Source organism: Mycolicibacterium wolinskyi str. Jessa 2025, assembly GCF_049241375.1.
In the GTDB taxonomy this organism is placed as follows: domain Bacteria; phylum Actinomycetota; class Actinomycetes; order Mycobacteriales; family Mycobacteriaceae; genus Mycobacterium; species Mycobacterium wolinskyi.
This window is the reverse complement of record NZ_CP185960.1, coordinates 7,327,886-7,348,740: the sequence shown is the minus strand read 5'-3', so window position 1 is coordinate 7,348,740 and position 20,855 is coordinate 7,327,886. Positions and strand designations below refer to the sequence as shown.

Annotated in this window: 16 protein-coding genes; 11 read left to right on the top strand and 5 right to left on the bottom strand. The window is 69.8% G+C overall.

Annotated elements, in window-relative coordinates; all coding sequences use genetic code 11:
• Positions 1-3 precede the first annotated feature (3 nt).
• The gene (gene ggh / locus ACOI2T_RS36215; protein ID WP_067850102.1) at positions 4-1,344 is read right to left on the bottom strand and encodes a glucosylglycerate hydrolase; all 1,341 of its coding nucleotides are present in this window, start codon (positions 1,342-1,344) and stop codon (positions 4-6) included.
• 65 nt (positions 1,345-1,409) lie between these two features.
• On the opposite strand from ggh, the gene ACOI2T_RS36210 reads away from it, so the two are divergent.
• The gene (locus ACOI2T_RS36210; RefSeq protein WP_409503040.1) at positions 1,410-2,075 is read left to right on the top strand and encodes an SDR family oxidoreductase; all 666 of its coding nucleotides are present in this window, start codon (positions 1,410-1,412) and stop codon (positions 2,073-2,075) included.
• Here ACOI2T_RS36210 and leuS read toward each other — a convergent pair whose 3' ends face one another.
• Complete coding sequence (leuS, locus tag ACOI2T_RS36205; protein WP_409503039.1) at positions 2,076-4,937, bottom strand: leucine--tRNA ligase; 2,862 nt, start codon at positions 4,935-4,937, stop codon at positions 2,076-2,078.
• A 218-nt stretch (positions 4,938-5,155) separates the two neighbouring features.
• Here leuS and ACOI2T_RS36200 point away from each other — a divergent pair, with 218 nt between their 5' ends.
• Both ACOI2T_RS36200 and ACOI2T_RS36195 read left to right on the top strand, forming a co-directional pair.
• Entirely contained in the window at positions 5,156-6,043 is an 888-nt protein-coding gene (locus tag ACOI2T_RS36200) for an LpqN/LpqT family lipoprotein (RefSeq protein ID WP_067849974.1), read from the top strand.
• A 70-nt stretch (positions 6,044-6,113) separates the two neighbouring features.
• The gene (locus ACOI2T_RS36195; RefSeq protein WP_409503038.1) at positions 6,114-6,464 is read left to right on the top strand and encodes a hypothetical protein; all 351 of its coding nucleotides are present in this window, start codon (positions 6,114-6,116) and stop codon (positions 6,462-6,464) included.
• Between the two features lie 14 nt (positions 6,465-6,478).
• Here ACOI2T_RS36195 and ACOI2T_RS36190 read toward each other — a convergent pair whose 3' ends face one another.
• On the bottom strand, positions 6,479-7,084 hold the full coding sequence (locus tag ACOI2T_RS36190) for a YqgE/AlgH family protein (RefSeq protein WP_085143583.1): 606 nt from the start codon (positions 7,082-7,084) through the stop codon (positions 6,479-6,481).
• 173 nt (positions 7,085-7,257) lie between these two features.
• Here ACOI2T_RS36190 and ACOI2T_RS36185 point away from each other — a divergent pair, with 173 nt between their 5' ends.
• Both ACOI2T_RS36185 and ACOI2T_RS36180 read left to right on the top strand, forming a co-directional pair.
• Positions 7,258-8,556 (top strand): MFS transporter, encoded by a 1,299-nt coding sequence (locus tag ACOI2T_RS36185; protein ID WP_067850100.1) that lies wholly within the window; start codon positions 7,258-7,260, stop codon positions 8,554-8,556.
• 10 nt (positions 8,557-8,566) lie between these two features.
• The gene (locus ACOI2T_RS36180) at positions 8,567-9,343 is read left to right on the top strand and encodes a TIGR03084 family metal-binding protein (protein WP_409503037.1); all 777 of its coding nucleotides are present in this window, start codon (positions 8,567-8,569) and stop codon (positions 9,341-9,343) included.
• 94 nt (positions 9,344-9,437) lie between these two features.
• On the opposite strand, the gene ACOI2T_RS36175 is transcribed toward ACOI2T_RS36180, so the two are convergent.
• Together ACOI2T_RS36175 and ACOI2T_RS36170 are read right to left on the bottom strand one after the other, a co-directional pair.
• A complete protein-coding gene (locus ACOI2T_RS36175) occupies positions 9,438-9,929 on the bottom strand; it encodes a pullulanase (protein WP_409503036.1) in 492 nt (163 codons plus the stop codon).
• A gap of 18 nt (positions 9,930-9,947) precedes the next feature.
• Positions 9,948-11,393 (bottom strand): CCA tRNA nucleotidyltransferase, encoded by a 1,446-nt coding sequence (locus tag ACOI2T_RS36170; RefSeq protein ID WP_409503035.1) that lies wholly within the window; start codon positions 11,391-11,393, stop codon positions 9,948-9,950.
• A gap of 84 nt (positions 11,394-11,477) precedes the next feature.
• Here ACOI2T_RS36170 and ACOI2T_RS36165 point away from each other — a divergent pair, with 84 nt between their 5' ends.
• From ACOI2T_RS36165 to trxB, 6 genes are all read left to right on the top strand, one after another.
• On the top strand, positions 11,478-12,281 hold the full coding sequence (locus ACOI2T_RS36165; protein WP_409503034.1) for an NUDIX hydrolase: 804 nt from the start codon (positions 11,478-11,480) through the stop codon (positions 12,279-12,281).
• Positions 12,263-14,692: a DUF6049 family protein gene (locus ACOI2T_RS36160; RefSeq protein ID WP_409503033.1), complete on the top strand. Its 2,430-nt coding sequence runs from the start codon at positions 12,263-12,265 to the stop codon at positions 14,690-14,692. The genes ACOI2T_RS36165 and ACOI2T_RS36160 overlap by 19 nt, the downstream gene beginning before the upstream one ends.
• 38 nt (positions 14,693-14,730) lie before the next feature.
• Positions 14,731-18,372 (top strand): murein biosynthesis integral membrane protein MurJ, encoded by a 3,642-nt coding sequence (gene murJ / locus ACOI2T_RS36155; protein WP_409503085.1) that lies wholly within the window; start codon positions 14,731-14,733, stop codon positions 18,370-18,372.
• A 99-nt stretch (positions 18,373-18,471) separates the two neighbouring features.
• Complete coding sequence (gene sigM, locus ACOI2T_RS36150; protein ID WP_409503032.1) at positions 18,472-19,107, top strand: RNA polymerase sigma factor SigM; 636 nt, start codon at positions 18,472-18,474, stop codon at positions 19,105-19,107.
• Positions 19,061-19,783, top strand: coding sequence for an RsmA family anti-sigma factor (locus ACOI2T_RS36145; RefSeq protein WP_409503031.1), 723 nt, complete (start codon positions 19,061-19,063; stop codon positions 19,781-19,783). The genes sigM and ACOI2T_RS36145 overlap by 47 nt, the downstream gene beginning before the upstream one ends.
• A 117-nt stretch (positions 19,784-19,900) precedes the next feature.
• Positions 19,901-20,836 carry a thioredoxin-disulfide reductase gene (gene trxB / locus ACOI2T_RS36140; protein WP_409503030.1) on the top strand — a complete coding sequence of 312 codons (936 nt, stop codon included), beginning with the start codon at positions 19,901-19,903 and terminating at the stop codon, positions 20,834-20,836.
• Positions 20,837-20,855 lie beyond the last annotated feature (19 nt).

The following is a 20,855-nucleotide window of genomic DNA, read 5'->3' as shown; positions in this document are numbered from 1 at the left end:
GCGTTAACCGAGCCAGTCCAGCACCGCGGCCGCGGTCCACGACTGCTGCATGCTGCCCAGCGGCTCACCGGTGAATGGTTCGTAATACTCAGCAAACGTACCGTCGCTGGCCTGGCGAAGCCCTTCCTGGCGCAGCAGCCTGGCCCGCTCGGCCCAGCCCCGGCGCGCGAAGCACCACGAGAACAGCCACGTCATCACCGGCCACACCGGCCCGCGCCAGTACTCGCGCGCCCGAAAGTCGCGTGACACCGGCGAAGTCGACGGAATGCACGCGTACTTGAGGTCGGGATGACCGCAGAAGCGGGGCCCCTCAAGGAGTTTCACCAGCGCGCGCTCCTTGTCGTGCGGAAGCCCCCCGCACAGCAGCGGCGCGAACTGCGCGACGGTCTCGGTGGCCACCCACTTCTTGGCGCGCACATCGTAATCCCTAGCCGCACCGGAACGTTCGTCGCTCGTCTCGACGACTCCGGCGCGGAACCGGTCCGCCCACGAGTACAGATCACGCACATCCGCATGCGGTCGCTTGTAGTCCTCACCGATCTCTGCGAGCACCTGGCAGGCGACCGAAAAGATCGCCGAGACGAAGACGTCCTCGACCGCGAAACTCATCACCTTCGGCAGGAGATCGTCGTCGTAGCGAACAGACTTCATCTCCTCCAGCAACCACAGGTACCGGTCGTACTCGAGATCGGACGGCCGCTGGGTCGCGTCGGTGACGATCGTGTTGTCCTCACGCTGATACTCGGGCACGTTGCCGGGGATCACGTTGGCGTACGCGCTGTCCCAGCGGGGCGAGTTGTCCATGCCGGACTCCCACCCGTGATACAGCGTGATCCGGCCGCGGCTGTCCTGATCGCGGCACTCGGCCAGCCAGCGATGCCAGCGCACCAGATCGCCCCAGCGCCGGTCCAGGAACGTCGCGGCGACCGCACGCGTGGAGCGGCCCCGGCTGCGCGCATGGTCGAGGATGCGCTGCACGGCGATCGCGTGCACCGGAGGTTGGGTGATGCCGGACGTGTGCCGGATCCGCGGCGCGTTGGCCGCGAGCGCCGACGTGGCCCAGCGGGCCGGCCCGGGAAAATACCCGTCGACGCCGTTGGCGAACACGATGTGCGGGATCATCCCGTTGCGCCACTGCGCCGACAGCAGCGTGTCGAGTTCGACGACGGCGCGCTCGACGCTCAGGGGAGCCAGCCCGATCGCCACGAAGGCGGCGTCCCAGCTCCACATGTGCGGGTAGAGCAGCGGCGCGGCAGTGGTCATCACACCCAGGTCGTTACCGCGCAGCAGGTAGGCGGCGCGCGCGGCGAGCTGGGTCGGGGCGAAGCTGGGATCGGGAGGCATCCGTACCATGATGCGACTCGAGGGCAAGTCGCGCAGGTCGGTGGGGGCTCGGTAACGTCTCGGGGGTGCCGACCGCGCTGATCACCGGGGCGGGCGGCGGCATCGGTTCGGCCACTGCCGCCGCGCTCGCCCCCACCCACACGCTGCTGCTGGCCGGGCGCCCGTCAGCTCACCTCGACGAACTCGCCGAACGGTTGGGCGCACCGACCTGGCCACTCGATCTCACCGATGCGGATTCGATCGAGGCCAGTTCCGAGGTGCTCGCCGAACTCGACGTGCTCGTCCACAACGCGGGTGTGCTCTACCCGGGCCGCGTCGGTGAATCCAGTGCCGAGGAGTGGCGCGCGTCGTTCGAGGTCAACGTCACCGGGGCCGTCGCGTTGACGCTGGCTCTGCTACCGGCGCTGCGCGCGGCCCGCGGCCATGTAGTGTTCATCAATTCCGGTGCGGGACGGACGGTTTCGGCAGGCATGGCGTCCTACTCGGCGAGCAAGTTCGCCCTGCGTGCCTTCGCCGACTCGCTACGCGCCGACGAGCCGTCGCTGCGCGTCACCTCGATCTTCCCGGGCCGTACCGACTCCGAGATGCAGCGTGAGCTCGTCGCCTACGAGGGCAAGGAGTACGACCCGGGGCGCTTCCTGCGGCCGGAGACCGTCGCCGGCCTGGTCGCCAACGCCGTGACCACCCCGCCGGACGGGCACGTGCACGAGATCGTGGTCCGCCCCGGCTGATCAGACGACGATGTTGACCAGTCGGCCGGGCACGACGATGACCTTCTTCGGCGTCGCGCCCGCCACGAAGGCCTGCACCTTCTCGTCGGCCAGGGCCGCGGCCTCGAGCGCCGCCTTGTCGGCGTCGGCGGCGACGGTGATCTTGCTGCGCACCTTGCCGTTGACCTGAACCGGGAACTCGATGGTGTCGTCGACCAGGTATTGCGGGTCGGCAACCGGGAACGGTCCGTGCGCCAGTGACGTGTCGTGGCCCAACCGCTTCCACAGCTCCTCGGCCAGGTGCGGTGCCAGCGGCGCCACCATCAGCACGAGCGGTTCGATCGCGGCCCGCGCCGAAACACCTTCCTTGGTGAGGTAGTTGGTGTACTCGATGAGTTTCGCCGCCGCGGTGTTGTTGCGAAGGGCGGCATAGTCTTCGGTGACACCGGCGATCGTGCGGTGCAGGATCCGCAGCGTCTGCTCGTCGAGGGCCTCGTGTGCGGCCACGCGCACGGCGCCGGTGGTCTCGTCGACCACCACCCGCCACACGCGCTGCAGGAACCGGTGCGCGCCGATGACATCCTTGGTCGCCCACGGGCGCGACGCCTCGAGCGGACCCATCGACATCTCGTAGACCCGCAGTGTGTCGGCCCCGTAGTTGTCACAGATCTCGTCGGGCGACACCGAGTTCTTGAGGCTCTTGCCGATCTTGCCGAACTCCTGGTTGACCTCGATTTCGCCGTCGGGTCCGGGCCAGTAGAACTTCCCTTCGCGCTCAACGACTTCCGCGGCGGGCACATAGGAGCCGCGCGAGTCGGTGTAGGCGAAGGCCTGGATGTAGCCCTGGTTGACCAGACGCCGATAGGGTTCGCGAGACGACACGTGGCCCAGGTCGTAGAGCACCTTGTGCCAGAACCGCGAGTACAGCAGGTGCAACACGGCGTGCTCCACGCCGCCGACATAGAGGTCGACACCGCCCGGATCGTCCGGCCCGTGCTCGGCCGGGCGCGGGCCCATCCAGTAGGCCTCGTTCTCCTTGGCGCACAGCTCTTCTGAGTTGTGCGGGTCGGTGTAGCGCAGCTCGTACCACGAGCTGCCCGCCCACTGCGGCATCACGTTGGTGTCGCGCGTGTAGGTCTGCAGACCATCGCCGAGATCAAGCTCGACGTGTACCCATTCGGTCGCCTTGTTCAGCGGCGGCGACGGCTCGCTGTCGGCGTCGTCGGGATCGAACAGCACCGGCGAGTAGTCCGGCACGTCCGGAAGCTCGACGGGCAGAGCCGATTCCGGCAGCGGATGAGCACGGCCGTCGGCGTCGTAGACGATCGGGAACGGCTCGCCCCAGTACCGCTGCCGGGCGAACAGCCAGTCGCGCAGCTTGTACTCGATGCGGCGCTGGCCGTGGCCTTCTGCCTCCAGCCGGTCGATCATGGCGGCCTTGGCCGCTTCGACGTCGAGACCGTCCAGATAGCCGGAGTTGACCATCGTTCCGTCACCGCTGTACGCGGCCTCCGAGATATCGCCGCCCGCAACGACTTCGACGATCGGCAAGCCGAACTGCTTGGCGAAGTCCCAGTCCCGCTGATCGCCGCCGGGCACCGCCATGATGGCGCCGGTGCCGTAGCCGGCCAGCACGTAGTCGGCGATGAAAACCGGAATCTGTTTGCCGTCGGCGGGATTGGTGGCACAGGCGCCGAGGAACACGCCCGTCTTGGTCTTGTTCTCCTGGCGTTCCAGGTCCGACTTGGCCGCGATGTCGGCCCGGTATGCCGCGACGGCCTCGCGCGGCGACGCCGCCGAATACGTCCAGCGTTCGTCGGTGCCGTCCGGCCACGCGTCGGCGACCAGCGCATCGACCAGATCGTGCTCGGGTGCCAGCACCACATACGTCGCGCCGAACAACGTGTCCGGGCGCGTCGTGAACACCTCGATGTTGCCTGCGTCGGTCGCGAACAGCACGTTGGCGCCCGTCGAGCGGCCGATCCAGTTGCGCTGCATGGTCTTGACCTTGTCCGGCCAATCCAGCACATCGAGATCTTCGAGCAGCCGGTCGGAGTAGGCGGTGATCCGCATCATCCACTGCCGCAACCGCTTCCGGAACACCGGGAAGTTGCCGCGGTCGCTGCGGCCGTCGGACGTGACCTCCTCGTTGGCCAGCACGGTGCCGAGCCCCGGACACCAGTTGACCATCGAATCCGCGCGGTAGACCAGCCGGTAACCGTCGATCACGTCGGCGCGGCCCGCCGCGTCGAGATCTCGCCAGTTCCTGCCGTCGCCGAGTGTCCTTGTTCCCGAATCGAATTCGGCGATCAGTTCACTGATGGGGCGGGCCCGGTTCAGATCGCGATCGAACCAGGCGTTGTAGATCTGCAAGAAGATCCACTGCGTCCACTTGTAGAAGTCGACGTCGGTGGTGGAGAAGCTGCGCCGCGAATCGTGGCCGAGCCCCAGGCGCCCCAGCTGCCTGCGGAAGTTGACGATGTTGGCCTCGGTGCGCGTGCGCGGATGCGTGCCGGTCTGCACCGCGTACTGCTCGGCGGGCAGACCGAACGCGTCGAAGCCCAGCGCGTGCAGCACGTTGCGGCCCGTCATGCGGTAGTAGCGGGCATAGACGTCGGTCGCGATGTAACCGAGCGGGTGGCCGACGTGCAGCCCCTCACCGGACGGGTACGGGAACATGTCCTGCACGAACATCTTGTCGGCGGGCACGTCGGAGCCGTCGGCCGGGGCGAGTGAGCCCACGGGGTTGGCAACGTTGAAGGTGCCCAACTCCGCCCAGGTGTGCTGCCAGTCACGTTCGATCTGCCCGGCCAGCTCCGCGGTGTAGCGGTGCTGCGGGGTGTCCCCCTCGGGCCCTGACTGCGTGGTTGCGGGTTCGGTCACGCCCAACAGGGTATAAGGCCACGATTCGGACGGTTTAGCCAGCTCACCACGCTTCTGCCCGGCCGAACGGCACGGCTTGGTATCGGTTGCGTCGCAACCATGTCAGGGCTTGATTCCAGGTCGGTTGCGCATCTGGTGACCGGGTCGGTGGCGTGGATACAGTCGGCGCCTGACGAGGGGCAGCAAATCGCCCCGGACCGTTGGGGAAGGACCGAACAATGATCGAGAGTGCCCGCCGCTGGCGGGTTCTGGCAGCAGGAGCGGCCGTCGGCCTGGCAGGGGTCGTCGGCCTCGCGGGGAACACCGCGTCAGCCGAACCCTTGTTTCCTCTTCCGCCCGGCCCCGCTGCGCCGAGCCCGGCGACGGTGACCCAGACCGTGACCGTGGCCCCGGCTGCCGCACCGGTCGCACCCGCCGCCGCCGGCGCGATCCCCGCCGCGCCGGCACCGGTAGCAGTGCCCGTCGCGGCACCGCAGACCATCACGCCGGCGTCCTCGGGCACTCTCGCCGAATTCTTCAAGGCCAAGGGCGTCAAGATGGAGCCCCAGGTCAGCCACGATTTCAGGGCGCTGAACATCGTGCTGCCACTGCCTGCGGGCTGGACGAAGGTGCCCGACCCGAACGTGCCCGACGCCTTCGCGGTCATCGCCGACCGCACGAGCACCGACCTCTACACGCCCAATGCACAGGTCGTGGTCTACAAGCTGGTCGGCAACTTCGACCCGAAGGAAGCCATCAGCCACGGATACATCGACAGCCAGCAGCAGCTGGGCTGGCGGACCACCGACATGTCGCTCGCCGACTTCAACGGTTTCCCGTCGGCGTTCATCGAAGGTAGCTACAACTCGGGCAGCCAGATGCTCAACACGTCGCGCCGACACGTCATCGCGACGTCCGGGCCCGACCGGTACCTGGTGTCGCTCTCGGTCAACTACTCGGCCGCCAACCAGGGCGTATCGGCTTCCGCTGAGGCGGCCGACGCGATCGTTTCCGGGTTCCGGGTGGGCGCACCCGCACCCGCCGCACCACCGGCGCCCGCCCCGGCTGCACCGCCCGCAGCCCCCGGGCTGCCGGGTTTGCCGCAGCTCCTGGGGGCGCCGAGCTAGGCCCGTCGGCCGGGCCGAAGGTTGCGGCCCGGCCCCACGGAATCGGCGCGCGCCTCGTATTGTGTGGCGCATGCTGATCGCCGCGCTGCTGTGTCTGAGCGCCGCCGTCGTCGTCGGCGTCCTGGGGCTGTGGTTGTTGTCCAGGCCGCGCACCGGGGACCCCGTGCGCAACGTGTTGCGGGCGGTCGCCCCCACTCAGCTCGCCGCCGCGGTGATGCTCGCGGCGGGTGGCGCGGCCGCCCTGGCCGCGGCCCCGAAGACCGGCCTGATGGTCGTCGTGGTGTGCATCATCGGCGCGATCGCGACCGTGGCCGCCGGGTGCTGGCAGAGCGCAAAGGCCGTCGCGCGCAGCGAGGCGAGCGCGGGCTCCGGGGCGAGCTGTGCCGGCTCGTGCGCAAGCTGCACACTGTCGTGCAAATAGGGCCGCGCAAATAGTCAGTTTCGGCTGACGTCGATCGGGTGCGTCGCGAGCAGCGACGTCGGCAACGGCTGACGCCGCAGCACGCGGCCCCACAGGTCCACCCGCGGCTCGATCAACACGTCGGACGGCAACGCCGACAACACGATCCAGTCGTCGCGCTCGATCTCACCGTCGAGCTGACCGATGGTCCAACCCGAGTAACCGGCGAAGATCCGCACGCCCTCGAGCATCGGCGCCAGATTGTCGGGCTCGGCGTCGAGGTCCACCATCACGATCCGGCCCTGGACATGCCGCAGCCCGGGCACGCCGTCGGCCTGCATGCCGACCCGCAACGTCGCCAGGCACAGCGCCGAATCCCGCTTGACCGGGCCGCCGATGAACATCGTCTTGGGTTTGGTAGTGAGCTTGGCCCACTGCGGCAGCACGTTGTAGACCGCGGTTTCGGAGGGCCGGTTGAGGATCACTCCGAGCGTGCCACCGGCGTTGTGCTCGACGATGTAGATGACGGTGCGGCGGAACGTCGGCTCGAGCAGATCGGTGTTGGCGAGCAGGAGGGTTCCCGGTCGGACGCGGTGCGCCGCAGGAGCGATGAAATCCTCCGGGTCCTCTGACTGCGCCACTCGTACATCATGGCACCAGCGCCGCCGCGACGTGGCTAACAATCGCAGGCGTGGCCGGAATTCTGCGGCCAATCTCGCTCCTCGCGTGTCCGGCGAACTTTGTACTGTGGAGCGGGTTGCCGATTGCCTACCGAATGCTCTGTGCAAACCCTCCCGAACAGGACGTGATTTCCGTGGTCGACGCTCGCGCGCCCATCGCCCTCTGGCGGTCGCTGCGGGGTATGACGGAGTTCCGGCGGCTGCTGGAACTGCGCGCGGTCAGCCAGTTCGGTGACGGCCTGTTCCAGGCCGCGCTGGCCGGCGCCATCCTGTTCAACCCGGAGCGCGAGGCCGAGCCGTGGGCGATCGCCGCGGCGTTCGCGGTGCTGTTCCTTCCGTACTCGTTGTTGGGACCTTTTGCCGGCGCGCTGCTGGACCGCTGGGACCGGCGGCTGGTGATGATCGGCGCCAACCTGGGCCGGTTGCTGCTGGTCTTGCTGGTCGGGGTGCTGCTGGCGTTCGGGGTGAGCGACGTGCCGATCCTGTGCGGCGCGCTGATCGTCAACGGATTCACCCGGTTCGTCTCCTCGGGTCTGTCGGCGGCGTTGCCCGACGTCGTGCCGCCGGGGCAGGTGGTGACGATGAATGCGGTCGCGAGCGCGACCGGTGCCCTCGCGGCGTTCCTCGGAGCCAACTTCATGTTGTTGCCGCGCTGGGTGTTCGGGGCGGGTGACGCCGGTGCGTCGGTGATCATCTTCATCGTCCTGGTGCCCGTCGCCCTGGCGTTGTGGTTGTCGGTGCGGTTCGGGCCGCACGTGCTCGGCCCGCACGAGAGCAAACGCGCGATCCACGGCTCGGCCGCCTATGCCGTGGCCACCGGCTGGCTACACGGCGCCCGCACCGTGCTCGCCGTGCGCACAGTCGCCGGAACCCTGGCCGGGCTCGCCGCCCATCGCATGGCGTTCGGCATCAACACGCTGCTGGTGCTCGTGATCGTCCGCCACGCCGACACCCCGGCCGAGGTGGCCGGGTTGGGTCTCGGCACCGCCGTGGTGTTCGTCGCGGCCACCGGCACCGGATCGTTTCTCGCGACGCTGGCCGCGCCCGCGGTCATCGCCCGCCTGGGCCGGTACGCAACGGCCAACTGGGCGTTGGCATTTGCCGCGGTGGTCCAGATGGTCGCGATCGGCCTGGACCTGCCGGTGATGCTGGTGTGCGGGTTCCTGCTCGGTGCGGCCGGGCAGCTGGTGAAGCTGTGCGCCGATTCGGCCATGCAGCTCGATGTCGACGACGCGCTGCGCGGCCACGTGTTCACCGTGCAGGACGCGCTGTTCTGGATGTCGTTCATCGCCGCGATCGCCGGGTCGGCGGTGTTCATCCCGTCTGACGGCCAGACGCCCGGTCTGGTGGCGACGGGGTCGGTGATCTACCTGGCCGGCCTCGTCGTGCATGCGATGGTGGCCTCGCCGCGGCGGATCCAGCCGCCCGTCTAAGGTGACCGGCATGTCGACTGCCGAGGCCATCGTGGCCGATCTGCGGGCCGAAAGCGACGAGCTGGACACGCTTGTGGCCGATCTGCCCGATTCCGGTTGGGCCACCGCGACCCCGGCGCCCGGCTGGACCATCGCGCATCAGATCGCGCATCTGCTGTGGACCGACCGGGTGTCTTTGATCGCGATCACCGACGAGCCGGGCTTCAACGACCTGCTCGCGGAGGCGATGAAGAATCCGACGGGCTTCGTCGACGCGGGTGCCGAGGAACTCGCACTCACGCCGCCGGGCCGGTTGCTGGCCGACTGGCGCGAGACCCGCGGGCGGCTGCACGACGAACTGCTCCGTGTCGCCGACGGCCGCAAGCTGCCGTGGTTCGGTCCGCCGATGAGCGCGGCGTCGATGGCGACAGCCCGGATGATGGAGACCTGGGCACACGGGCTCGATGTCGCCGACGCGCTCGGTGTCCGCAGGCCCGCCACCGCGCGGCTGCGCTCGATCGCCCACATCGGGGTTCGCACACGGGATTTCGCGTTCACCGTCAACGGACTGACGCCGCCTGCCGAGCCGTTCCGCGTCGAGCTGCGCGCACCCGACGGCTCGATGTGGGCGTGGGGTCCAGAAGACGCCGCACAGCGGGTGACGGGTGCGGCCGAGGCCTTCTGCATGCTGGTCACGCAGCGCCGGACGCCGTCGGAGTTGGACGTGACGGCCGACGGCGCCGACGCCGCGAAGTGGCTGACGATCGCGCAGGCATTCGCGGGACCGCCGGGAGCCGGCCGGGGGTGAGTGCCCGCTCGTGACGGTGTGAGCGACACCTTTTGTACGGATCTGCGCGGCGTGTCGCGTACAAACACGGTCGCTCGCGGTGCGGGGTGACGCGTTAGGACACCGAGTCGGCGCGGCCGTCGCCGTCGGTGTCGGCGAGCTTGAGGTCCCACCGGCCATCGCCGTCGGTGTCGACGTGCGCGAACTCACCGGCCAGCACGCGATCGGCGAGCCCGTCGCCGTCGGTATCGAGCAGGCGGTCGTCGGTCGCGCCGTCGCGGTCGAAATCGACCGTGGGCCCGCCGGTCTGTTCGACCCCGTCCAAGCCGAACCACCGCACCTGCCCGGACCGGTCGACGCTCACCGCCCAGACGCCCGACCCGTCGTCGGTGAAATAGCTTTCGGCCGTGCCGTCGTCGTCGATGTCGCGCACCGCGTGCTCGGCCAGCCCGTCGCCGTCGAGATCGGCCATCACGTCGTCGACGCGGCCGTCACCGTCGAGATCCAGGCCGATCCCGTCGAACACGCCGTCGCCGTCGAGATCGACATCGGGCTCGCGCGTCCACATGGTCGCCGAGCCGTCGGGGTCACCCAGGCAGTACTCCATGTCTGATCAGACGCACGATCAGCCCCTCGCGTTCCACCACTTCAGCAATTCGTCGACGGCCTCGTCCCGAGTCAGCGGGCCCCGTTCGAGGCGCAGTTCCTTGAGGTGGCGCCAGGCCTCGCCGATCTGCGGGCCGGCGGGGATGCCGAGGATCTCCATGATCTCGTTGCCGTCGAGGTCCGGGCGAACCCGCTGGAGGTCTTCCTTCGCCGCGAGCTCGGCGATGCGGTTCTCCAGGTCGTCGTAATTGGCCTGCAGGCGTGCGGCCCGGCGCTTGTTGCGGGTCGTGCAGTCCGCGCGGACCAGCTTGTGCAACCGGCCCAGCAGCGGACCGGCATCGGTCACATAGCGGCGCACGGCCGAGTCGGTCCACTTGCCGTCCCCGTAGCCGTGGAACCGCAGATGCAGATACACCAACTGCGATACGTCGTCGACCATCTGCTTGGAGTACTTCAGCGCCCGCATGCGCTTGCGGGCCATCTTCGCGCCGACCACCTCGTGATGGTGAAAGCTCACCCCGCCGTCGGATTCGTGCTTGCGGGTCGCGGGCTTGCCGATGTCGTGCAGCAGCGCGGCCCAGCGCAACACCAGATCGGGACCCTCGTCCTCGAGATCCATCGCCTGGCGCAGCACCGTGAGCGAATGCCAGTACACGTCCTTGTGCTGGTGATGTTCGTCGATGGCCATGCGCATGTCGCCGACCTCGGGCAGCACGACCGCGCCCATGCCGGTCTGCACCATCAGGTCGATGCCCGCCACCGGGTCGGCGCCCAACAGCAGCTTGTCGAGTTCGGCCGCGACGCGCTCGACGGTGATGCGCTCGAGCTGCGGAGCCATCTCCAGCAGCGCCTCGAGCACACGCGGCGCGACACCGAATCCCAGTTGCGAGACGAACCGGGCCGCACGCAGCATCCGCAGCGGATCGTCACCGAACGACACCTCGGGGGCGGACGGCGTGTCGAGGATCTTGTCGCGGGCCGCCGCCAAACCGCCGAGGGGATCGTGGAATTCGCCTGGACCGTCGGGCGTGATGCGCACCGCCATGGCGTTGACCGTGAAGTCGCGCCGGACGAGATCGTCGTGCAGGTTGTCCCCGAACTCCACGGTCGGGTTGCGCGACACCTGGTCGTAGCTGTCGGCGCGGAACGTCGTGATCTCCAGGCGGTCGTCGCCGAGGCCGGCGCCGATCGTCCCGAACTGGATGCCGGTGTCCCACAACGCGTCGGCCCAGGGGCGCAGGAACTTCTGCATCTGCTCGGGCCGGGCGTCGGTCGTGAAGTCCAGATCGCTCGTGTCGGTCAGCCGGCCGAGCAACGCGTCGCGCACACTGCCGCCCACGAGGTAGAGCTCGTGGCCCGCGGCAGCGAACACTGCACCGAGCCCGCGCAGCACGTCGGCGCGGCGGTTCAGCGCGACGAGCGCGCCGGCCAGCAGTTCGGCATCAGCAGGAGCAGCTTCGGGCACGTTCGATGAGCCTAATGCGCGCGGTGCGCTCGCTACCGGCGAGTGTGGCAGGAGCCGACCGTCGTGGCAGCTACTATCGCTTGGGTGTCGGACGGCGAACAGGCCAAACCACGACGGCGCCGGGGTCGGCGCCGCGGCCAACGCCGCGCACAACGGGCCGCGGGCCCACCGGCCGCGAGTGCCGAGCATCACACCGCGCAGCCCAGCGAACCCGCCACCGACCAGAGCCAGAAGCCCGCGGCCACGCCGACGCCGCGGGATCAGTCGAAGCAACGGAAGTCGCGGCCGCGGCGCCCACCGGACCGGTTGCGGACCGTGCACGAGACATCGGCAGGCGGGCTGGTCATCGACGGGATCGACGGGCCCAAGGACACTCAGGTGGCGGCGCTGATCGGCCGGGTCGACCGCCGGGGCCGCATGCTGTGGTCGCTGCCCAAAGGGCACATCGAACTCGGCGAGACGGCCGAGCAGACCGCGATCCGCGAGGTCGCCGAGGAGACCGGCATCCAGGGCAGCGTGCTGGCCGCGCTCGGCAGCATCGACTACTGGTTCGTCACCGAGGGCCGCCGGGTGCACAAGACCGTGCATCACTATCTGATGCGATTCCTCGGCGGCGAACTGTCCGACGACGACGTCGAAGTGACCGAAGTCGCCTGGGTGCCGCTACGCGAACTGCCGTCGCGGCTCGCCTACGCCGACGAGCGCAGGCTGGCCGAGGTGGCCGGCGAGCTGATCGACAAACTGCACACGGACGGGCCGGCAGCCCTGCCGCCACTGCCCCGTAGCGCGCCGCGGCGACGCGCCCAGACGCACTCACACACCCGCAATCATCGCCGCGACGAACCCCAGCCCCGCCGGCGCGCGAACGGATGCGGACAAGGACCGTGACCGCCGCCGCGGCGATGCACCGGTGGCCCTCGACCGTGGCGCGCATAGTGCTGGTCGTGGCGTTGCTGTCGCTGTTCGTCATGCTGTCGCCGGCTCAGCTCCCGCGCGCCACCGCGGGCGAGCCGGGCGCAACGCCGTTCCTGCAGATCCGCATCGACCGGGTCACGCCGGACGTCGTCACGACCACGAGCGAATCCGTCCTCACGGTCAGCGGCGTCGTGCTCAACGTCGGCGACCGTCCGGTGCGCGACGTCGTGATCCGCATGGAACATGCGCGGGCCGTCACGTCGTCCACCGAGCTGCGGACCGATCTGACCGGTGATCTCGACCAGTTCGAGCCGGTCGCCGATTTCATCACCGTGGCGCCCGAGATGCAGCGCGGCCAGACGGTTCCGTTCACGCTGTCCTATCCACTGCGCGCGTCCGGACAATCGCTGCACATCGACCGGCCCGGGGTATATCCCGTGCTGGTCAACGTCAACGGCACACCCGACTACGGGGCACCCGCGCGCCTCGACGACGCGCGCTTCCTGCTGCCGGTGCTCGGCGTGCCACCGGCCGATTCGTCGGCGACGGCGTCGGCCGCGGACACGCTGAACTCGGTGGTGCCACCGGACACGTCGAACCCGGTCCGGCTGACCATGTTGTGGCCGCTGGCCGACCGGCCGAGGCTCGCGGCGGGTGCACCGGGCGGCACCACGCCGGTGCGGCTGATCGACGACGATCTGGCGACATCGCTGGCACCCGGCGGCCGGCTCGACACACTGCTGTCGGCGATCGACTTCGCGACCGGCCCGACCGTGGACCCGTCGGGGCAGGTCCGCAGCGCGCTGTGCCTGGCCGTCGACCCCGATCTGCTCGTCACGGTCAACGCGATGACCGGCGGCTACGTCGTCAACGAGGGACCGGACGCCGGGCCGGCCACCCCGACCCGGCCGGGCACCGGTCAGGAAGCGGCCGTGGGCTGGCTGAACCGCCTGCGGGGCCTGGCTCAGCGCATGTGCGTCGCGCCCACCACCTACGCCCAGGCCGATCTCGCGGCCCTGCACCGGGTCGGCGATGCGGGCCTGAGCGCCACCGCCACCAACGGGGCAGGCGACATCGTCGACCAGATCCTGGGCGTGACCTCGACGCGCGGCGCGAGCCTCGTCGCCGACGGCCCGCTCACCGGGCCGGCCGTCGACCTGCTCACCGCACAGGGGCAGACCGTCGCCGTCGCGGCCGCACACATCACCGCGCAGGACGCCGCGACCGGCACACCCGAGACCGCCGACGTGACCCCGGTGCGCTACTCCCCCAGCCTGGTGGCGGCCGGCTTCGATCCCGCGGTCGGTGCCGCGCTGGCCGGTGCGGGTACCGATCCCGTCGCGCCGTCGTATCTGGATCCCTCGCTCGACATCCCGGTCCGGCACGACTCGCAGACCGCGCGGCGCCAGGACGCGCTCGGTGCGCTCATGTGGCGGGGCCTGACACCGGACATCCAGCCGCGGACCCAGATCCTGATGCCTCCGCTCGTGTGGAGTCTGCATCCCGACGACGCGCAGGCGATCCTCACCGCCGTCGCCACCACGATCCACGCCGGGCTCGCGGTGCCGCGGCCACTCACCGCCGTGATCGCCGACGGCGACGCCGTGCCGGGCATTCCGGTGGAACCCCTGCCGGCCGAGTCGCTGGGCAACCCGCGCAGCCGTATCGACGACGCGATCACCGGCGGCATCGCCGCGGTCATCGGACGGTTGTGGGGTCTGACGGCGGCGCTGACCACCGACGAGCGCACCGGGCTGACCGGTGTGCAGTACACCGCGCCGCTGCGCGAGGACATGCTGCGCGCGTTGAGCCAGTCGGTGCCGCCCGAGGCGCGCAACGGTTTGGCGCAGCAACGTCTGGCCACCGTGTCGGGCAGCGTCGACGACATGTTCGGCGCCGTCACGATCGTCAACCCCGGCGGCGCCTACACCCTGGCCACCGAACGCAGTCCGTTGCCGCTTGCACTGCGCAACGATCTCCCGGTGCCGGTCCGGGTGCGGCTTCAGGTCGACGCGCCACCCGGCATGACCGTGACGGACATGGGCGAGATCGTGCTGCCGCCCGGCTATCTGCCGTTGCGAGTGCCGATCGAGGTGCATTTCACCCAGCGCGTCGCGGTCGACGTCGCGCTGCAGACCGCCGACGGCATACCACTCGGCGAGCCGGTGCGGTTGTCGGTGCATTCCAACGCCTACGGCAAGCTGCTGTTCTTCATCACGTTGTCGGCGGGCGCGGTGCTGGTGCTGCTGGCCGGGCGGCGGCTGTGGCACCGCTTCCGCGGCCAGCCCGACCCCGCCGATCTCACGCCTCCCGGTGAACATCCCGATCCCATCGAAGTGGCGATGGCGTTCAGCCGCGAGGACACGCCGGACGGCCGGCGATGACAGCGCCCCACCCACGCGCCGGGCGGCCCGTCACCCCGATGGGCCCTCCCCCGGCCCGCCCCCCTGCCGTCCGGCCGGCCGGCCCGCCGCGCATACCGCGGGGCCCGGGTCCGCGGCGCCGGGCCGGGCGGCCCGAACTGTCCGACGCCGCCGTGGTGTCGCGGTCGTGGGGCATGGCGTTCGCGACCCTGATCTCGCGGATCACCGGGTTCTTCCGCATCGTGCTGCTCGCGGCGATTCTCGGTGCGGCGCTGTCGAGTGCGTTCTCGGTGGCCAATCAGCTGCCCAACATGGTGGCCGCGCTGGTCCTCGAGGCCACGTTCACCGCGATCTTCGTGCCGGTGCTGGCCCGGGCCGAGCGCGACGACGCCGATGGCGGAACGGCTTTCATCAGGCGGTTGGTGACGCTCGCGACCGCGGTGCTGCTGGCCGCGACGGTGCTGTCGGTGGCCTGCGCGCCGCTTCTGGTGCGCGTGATGCTGGGCAGCGACCCCCAGGTCAACAATCCGCTGACCGTGGCGTTCGCCTACCTGCTGCTGCCGCAGGTGTTGTTCTACGGGCTGACGTCGGTGTTCGGCGCAATCCTCAACACGCGCAACGTGTTCGGGCCGCCGGCGTGGGCCCCGGTGCTCAACAACGTCGTCGCCATCGTCACGCTCGGCCTGTATGTGCTCGTCCCCGGCGAACTCTCGCTCGACCCGGTCGAGATGGGTAACGCCAAACTTCTGGTACTCGGGATCGGCACGACGTTGGGCGTGGTCGCCCAGACCGCGGTGCTGCTGGTCGCGATCCGCGCCGAACGGGTCAGCCTGCGGCCGCTGTGGGGCTTCGACGACCGGCTCAAGAAGTTCGGCGGCATGGCCGCCGCGATGGTGCTCTACGTCGTCATCAGCCAGATCGGGCTGATCGTCGGCAACCAGATCGCGAGCTCGGCGGCGGCGTCCGGTCCCGCGATCTACAACTACACCTGGCTCGTGCTGCAGCTGCCGTTCGGGATGATCGGCGTCACCGTCCTCACGGTCGTGATGCCCCGGCTGAGCCGCAACGCCGCCGCCAACAACACCCCGGCGGTGCTCGCCGACCTGTCGCTGGCAACCCGGCTCACGATGGTCACGCTGATTCCGATCGTCGCGATGATGACCGTCGGCGGGCCGGCGATCGGCAGCGCGTTGTTCGCCTACGGGAACTTCGGGGAGGCCGACGCCGGGTACCTCGGCATGGCGATCACGCTGTCGGCCTTCACGCTGATCCCCTACGCGCTCGTGCTCTTGCAGCTGCGGGTGTTCTACGCGCGCGAACAACCGTGGACGCCGATCATCATCATCGTCGTCATCACCGTCGTGAAGATCGCGGCATCGATCGCCGCGCCCGCGCTCGCCGACAATCCGGAGATGGTCGCGGGCTACCTGGGCCTGGCGAACGGGCTGGGCTGGGTCGCCGGGGCAATCGTCGGCCATGTGCTGCTGCGAGCCAACCTGGACCCGCCGGGTGGGCGGCTGATCGGCCTGCCGGTCGTCCGCACCATCCTGGTGACCATCACCGCGTCGTTGATCGCCGGCCTGGTGGCACAGGTGGCCGATCAGCTGCTCGGCCTGGAATCCCTCACCGCGCACTGGGGTGCGGCGGGGTCGCTCCTGCGGCTCGTGGCCCTGGGCCTGATCATGGTGCCGATCATCGCGGGAGTGCTGATCGCGGCGAAGGTACCCGAGGCGCAATCGGCGCTCGCGGCGGTCCGTCGCCGCTTGGGCAACCGGCGCGGCGCCCCGGCCGGCCACCCCGAAAAGGTAGCCGTGCAAACTATTCGACGGCCCGTCCAGCCACGCCCGCCTGGTCCCGTCACGTACCCTGATCAGAGGAATTCTTCTCCCCACCGGTGGCCGCCAACGCCGGCGGCCGGTTGGGGTGGGGCTCCGGCCTCCGTTGCCGGAGCGGGGACTCGGAAAGGATCACCGGTGACCGACGAATCTGCGGGCGGCCCGGCACTTGAGGGGACCGCGACGACCAAGCTGCCCCGTCCTGCCCCCGATGACTTCCAGCCGGACGTGCCGGCTGGGGAGAATGCGCCGTCCGACGACACCGTGACCATCTCGAACGGCTCGACCTCGGGCCGACCGCCCGCCGACTACGGCGGCGATCCCACCCGGGAACCGATCTCGTTCGCCCCGCCGCGTGAGCCCGCCGTCGAATCGGCCACCGCCGGGGAGGACATGCACCTGATTCCGGGTGCCACCATCGCCGACGGCCGCTACCGGCTGCTGGTGTTCCACGGCGGCCCGCCGAATCTGCAGTTCTGGCAGGCGCTGGACACCGCGCTCGACCGCCAGGTGGCGCTGACCTTCGTCGACCCCGAGGCCACGATGCCCGACTCCGAGGTGTCCGACATCCTCTCGCGCACACTCAAGCTGAGTCGTATCGACGTGCCCGGTATCGCGCGCGTGCTCGATGTGGCCCACAGCGGCTCCGGCGGCTTGATCGTCTCCGAGTGGATTCGGGGCGGCTCACTGGCCGAGGTCGCCGACACGTCCCCGTCGCCGATCGGTGGCGCGCGGGCCATCCAGTCGCTGGCCGCGGCCGCCGAGGCGGCCCACCGCGCCGGTGTCGCGCTGTCGATCGACCATCCCAGCCGGGTGCGGGTCAGCATCGAGGGCGACGTCGCGCTGGCGTTCCCGGCCACCCTGCCCGACGCGACGCCCGACGACGACATCCGCGGTATCGGGGCCGCGCTCTACGCACTGCTGGTCAATCGCTGGCCGCTGCCCGAGACCGGGGCGCGCAGCGGTTTGGAGCCCGCCGCGCTCGACTCCGCCGGCCAGCCCGTCGAGCCCCGCGCGATCGACCGTGACATTCCGTTCCAGATCTCGGCCGCCGCCGCGCGTGCGGTCCAGCCCGGCGGCGGCATCCGCAGCGCCCCCACTCTGCTGAACCTGCTGCAGCAGGCCACCGCGATCGCCGACCGCACCGAGCTGATCGACTCGGTCGACGAGCAGCAGCCGCCGCCACCGGTGCGCAGCCCGCATGCCGACGATGCCGACGCGCAGGCCCGGCGCAAGAAGGGCCTCATGGTCGGCCTCGCGGCCGGCGCGGCGATCATCATCGTCGCGCTCGTGGTGATGGCCACGATCCTCAGCCGCATCTTCGGCGATGTCGGCGGCGGGCTCGACAAGGACGAGCTCGGCCTCAACGCGCCCACCTCGGCCACCGAATCCGAGAACGGCGGCACCGCGACCGGCAGCACCGTGAAACCCGTTCGGGCGACGGTGTTTTCACCGGAGGGCGAGGCCGACTCGCCGAGTCAGGCCGGGCTCGCGATCGACGGCAGCACCAGCACGATGTGGGCCACCGACACCTACTCCGACCCGGCCCCGTTTCCCGGTTTCAAGAACGGCGTCGGCCTGTTGCTGCAGTTGCCGCAGCCCACGGTGGTCGGCGAGGTGACCCTCGACATCACGAGTACCGGCACGTCGGTGCAGATCCGCTCGGCCGACAGCGCGTCGCCGTCGTCCCTGTCCGACACCACCGAGCTGACCCCGCCGACGCCGCTCAAGCCCGGCTCCAACACCATCTCGGTGGAGAAGGCCGACGCGACGCAGTACGTGCTGGTGTGGATCTCGACGCTGGGCACGGTCGACGGCAAGAGCCGCAGCGACATCTCCGAGATCACCATCAAGGCGGCGTCCTGACGGTTCATCCCCAGCCGGGCGGCGCCTCTGAGCAGGCGTGACGACCGTCGGGACAAACAAGTGTCCGAAGTGGGTCCCGGCACCGTTTAGGTTCGGCATGTGGGAAGGTTCGGGGGAGCCAGCGAGTTTGCGGGGCCGGTGAATGGCCGCTCCGATGCCGAGTTGCTCGCCGCCCACGTCGCCGGGGATCGCTACGCCTTCGAGGAGCTGGTGCTGCGGCATCATCGGCAGCTGCGCCGGCTGGCGTACCTGACGAGCCGCCACCACGACGATGCCGACGATGCCGTGCAAGACGCGCTGCTGTCGGCGCACCGCACCGCGGCGTCGTTCCGGTTCGACTCATCGGTGAGCAGCTGGCTGTACCGCATCGTGGTCAACGCGTGCCTGGACCGGTTGCGCCGGGCGAAGACGCAACCCAGCGCGCCGAGTCGTGACGAGCTCGGCGAACTCGATCATGTCCGCGACCCGGCCGGCGACCCCGCCCACCGCGTCGACACCGCCATCGTCGTCGAACGGGCCCTACTGCAGTTGCCGGTCGAACAGCGTGCCGCCGTCGTCGCGGTCGACATGCAGGGCTATTCGGTGGCCGAGACCGCGCGACTGCTCGGCGTCGCGGAAGGGACGGTCAAGAGCCGCTGCGCCCGTGCACGCGCCAAACTGGCTCGATCGCTCCAGTATTTTGAGGGCGATGAACGGCAGCCCGCGCCCAGTGCCGTCCGACGGGCTCACCCCTGACCTGTTGGCCGAGCTGCAAGCCGGGCTGCTCGACGACGCGACCGCGGCCCGCGTGCGCCAACAGGTACGCAGCGATCCCGACGCCGCGGCGACGCTGGCCGCACTCGACCGCGTCCGGCGCGACGTGGCCGCGCTCGGCACCGACGAGGCTTCGGCCCCGGCCGTCCCGCCTGACGTAAGCGCTCGCATGATCGCGGCGCTGCGGGCGGCCGGCGGGCGTGCCGGAGGCGATCGGTCGCGCGGCCGGTGGCGACGGATCGGCGCGATCACCGGCTGCTGTGCGGCGTTGCTCGGAGCCGGGGTGGGGGCCGCCACGCTGACGCAGACGTCCGATACCGCCGACTCGTCCCCCACCAGCCTCGGCCGGATGACCGTGGCGCCGCCACCGGCAGATATCGGGCTCTCGGAACCGGAGATCCTCGGCCTGTTGTCCGCCCCGCCCGACCTCGGGCCGCTGGCCGATCCGCAACGCCGGGCACAGTGCCTGTCCGCGCTCGGCTACCCGTCCGGAGTTCGGGTGCTCGGTGCGCGTCCACATGCGGTGTCCGGCCGCCCCGGCGTGCTGGTCCTGTTGCCCGCCGACACCCCGAACGCGGTCGTGGGGCTCGTCGTGACACCCGACTGCGACGCCGCTCACACCGAGCTGCTGGCCGACACCGTGGTCAAACGACCCTGATCGGTTCCTGGCCGTCCCACGACGCCCTGCGGGAACACCTCGGCATAGGCTGGTGTTGCTACCCGTGCTGACAGTGCTCCTCACGTACGGCGAGAACGCTCCGGCAGAAAGGCCCTCATGTCCACCACTCCGACGGTTCACGACGTCATCATCATCGGGTCCGGTCCGGCCGGTTACACCGCCGCCGTCTACGCGGCCCGGGCTCAGCTCAAGCCGCTGGTGTTCGAGGGCACTCAGTTCGGCGGGGCACTGATGACGACCACCGAGGTGGAGAACTACCCCGGCTTCCGTGAGGGCATCACCGGGCCGGAATTGATGGACGAGATGCGTGAGCAGGCGCTGCGCTTCGGTGCCGATCTGCGCATGGAAGACGTCGACGCCGTGCAGCTGGAGGGGCCCGTCAAGACGGTCACCGTCGGCGACGAGACCCACCAGGCGCGCGCCGTGATCCTGGCGATGGGCGCGGCCGCGCGCCATCTGGGCGTGCCCGGCGAGGAGGCGCTGCTCGGCATGGGCGTGAGCACCTGTGCCACCTGTGACGGTTTCTTCTTCCGCGACCAGGACATCGTGGTGGTCGGTGGTGGTGACTCCGCGATGGAGGAGGCCACCTTCCTGACCCGGTTCGCCCGCAGCGTCACGCTGATCCACCGTCGCGACGAGTTCCGCGCATCCAAGATCATGCTCGAACGCGCCCGCGCCCACGAGAAGATCACGTTCCTGACCAACACCGAGATCACCGAGATCGAGGGAGATCCGAAGGTCACCGGCGTGCGGCTGCGCGACACCGTCACCGGTGAAGAATCCAAGCTCGCCGTGACCGGGGTGTTCGTGGCCATCGGTCACGATCCGCGTTCTGAGCTGGTGCGCGGTCAGGTCGAGCTCGACGACGAGGGTTACGTCAAGGTCGCCGGGCGCAGCACTTACACGTCGGTCGAGGGTGTCTTCGCCGCAGGCGATCTCGTCGACCACACCTACCGTCAGGCCATCACCGCGGCAGGCAGCGGATGTGCGGCATCGATCGACGCCGAGCGCTGGCTCGCCGAAAACGCTTGATTCCCAACAGTTTCTAATG

Bases quoted from the DNA above. Each gene is read 5' to 3' on its own strand.
- trxB (WP_409503030.1), top strand. From the start codon at position 19,901: ATGTCCACCACTCCGACGGTTCACGACGTCATCATCATCGGGTCCGGT.
- ACOI2T_RS36200 (WP_067849974.1), top strand. From the start codon at position 5,156: ATGATCGAGAGTGCCCGCCGCTGGCGGGTTCTGGCAGCAGGAGCGGCC.
- ggh (WP_067850102.1), bottom strand. From the start codon at position 1,344: ATGCCTCCCGATCCCAGCTTCGCCCCGACCCAGCTCGCCGCGCGCGCC.
- ACOI2T_RS36160 (WP_409503033.1), top strand. From the start codon at position 12,263: ATGCGGACAAGGACCGTGACCGCCGCCGCGGCGATGCACCGGTGGCCC.
- ACOI2T_RS36145 (WP_409503031.1), top strand. From the start codon at position 19,061: ATGAACGGCAGCCCGCGCCCAGTGCCGTCCGACGGGCTCACCCCTGAC.
- murJ (WP_409503085.1), top strand. From the start codon at position 14,731: ATGGGCCCTCCCCCGGCCCGCCCCCCTGCCGTCCGGCCGGCCGGCCCG.
- ACOI2T_RS36180 (WP_409503037.1), top strand. From the start codon at position 8,567: ATGTCGACTGCCGAGGCCATCGTGGCCGATCTGCGGGCCGAAAGCGAC.
- ACOI2T_RS36195 (WP_409503038.1), top strand. From the start codon at position 6,114: ATGCTGATCGCCGCGCTGCTGTGTCTGAGCGCCGCCGTCGTCGTCGGC.
- ACOI2T_RS36175 (WP_409503036.1), bottom strand. From the start codon at position 9,929: ATGGAGTACTGCCTGGGTGACCCCGACGGCTCGGCGACCATGTGGACG.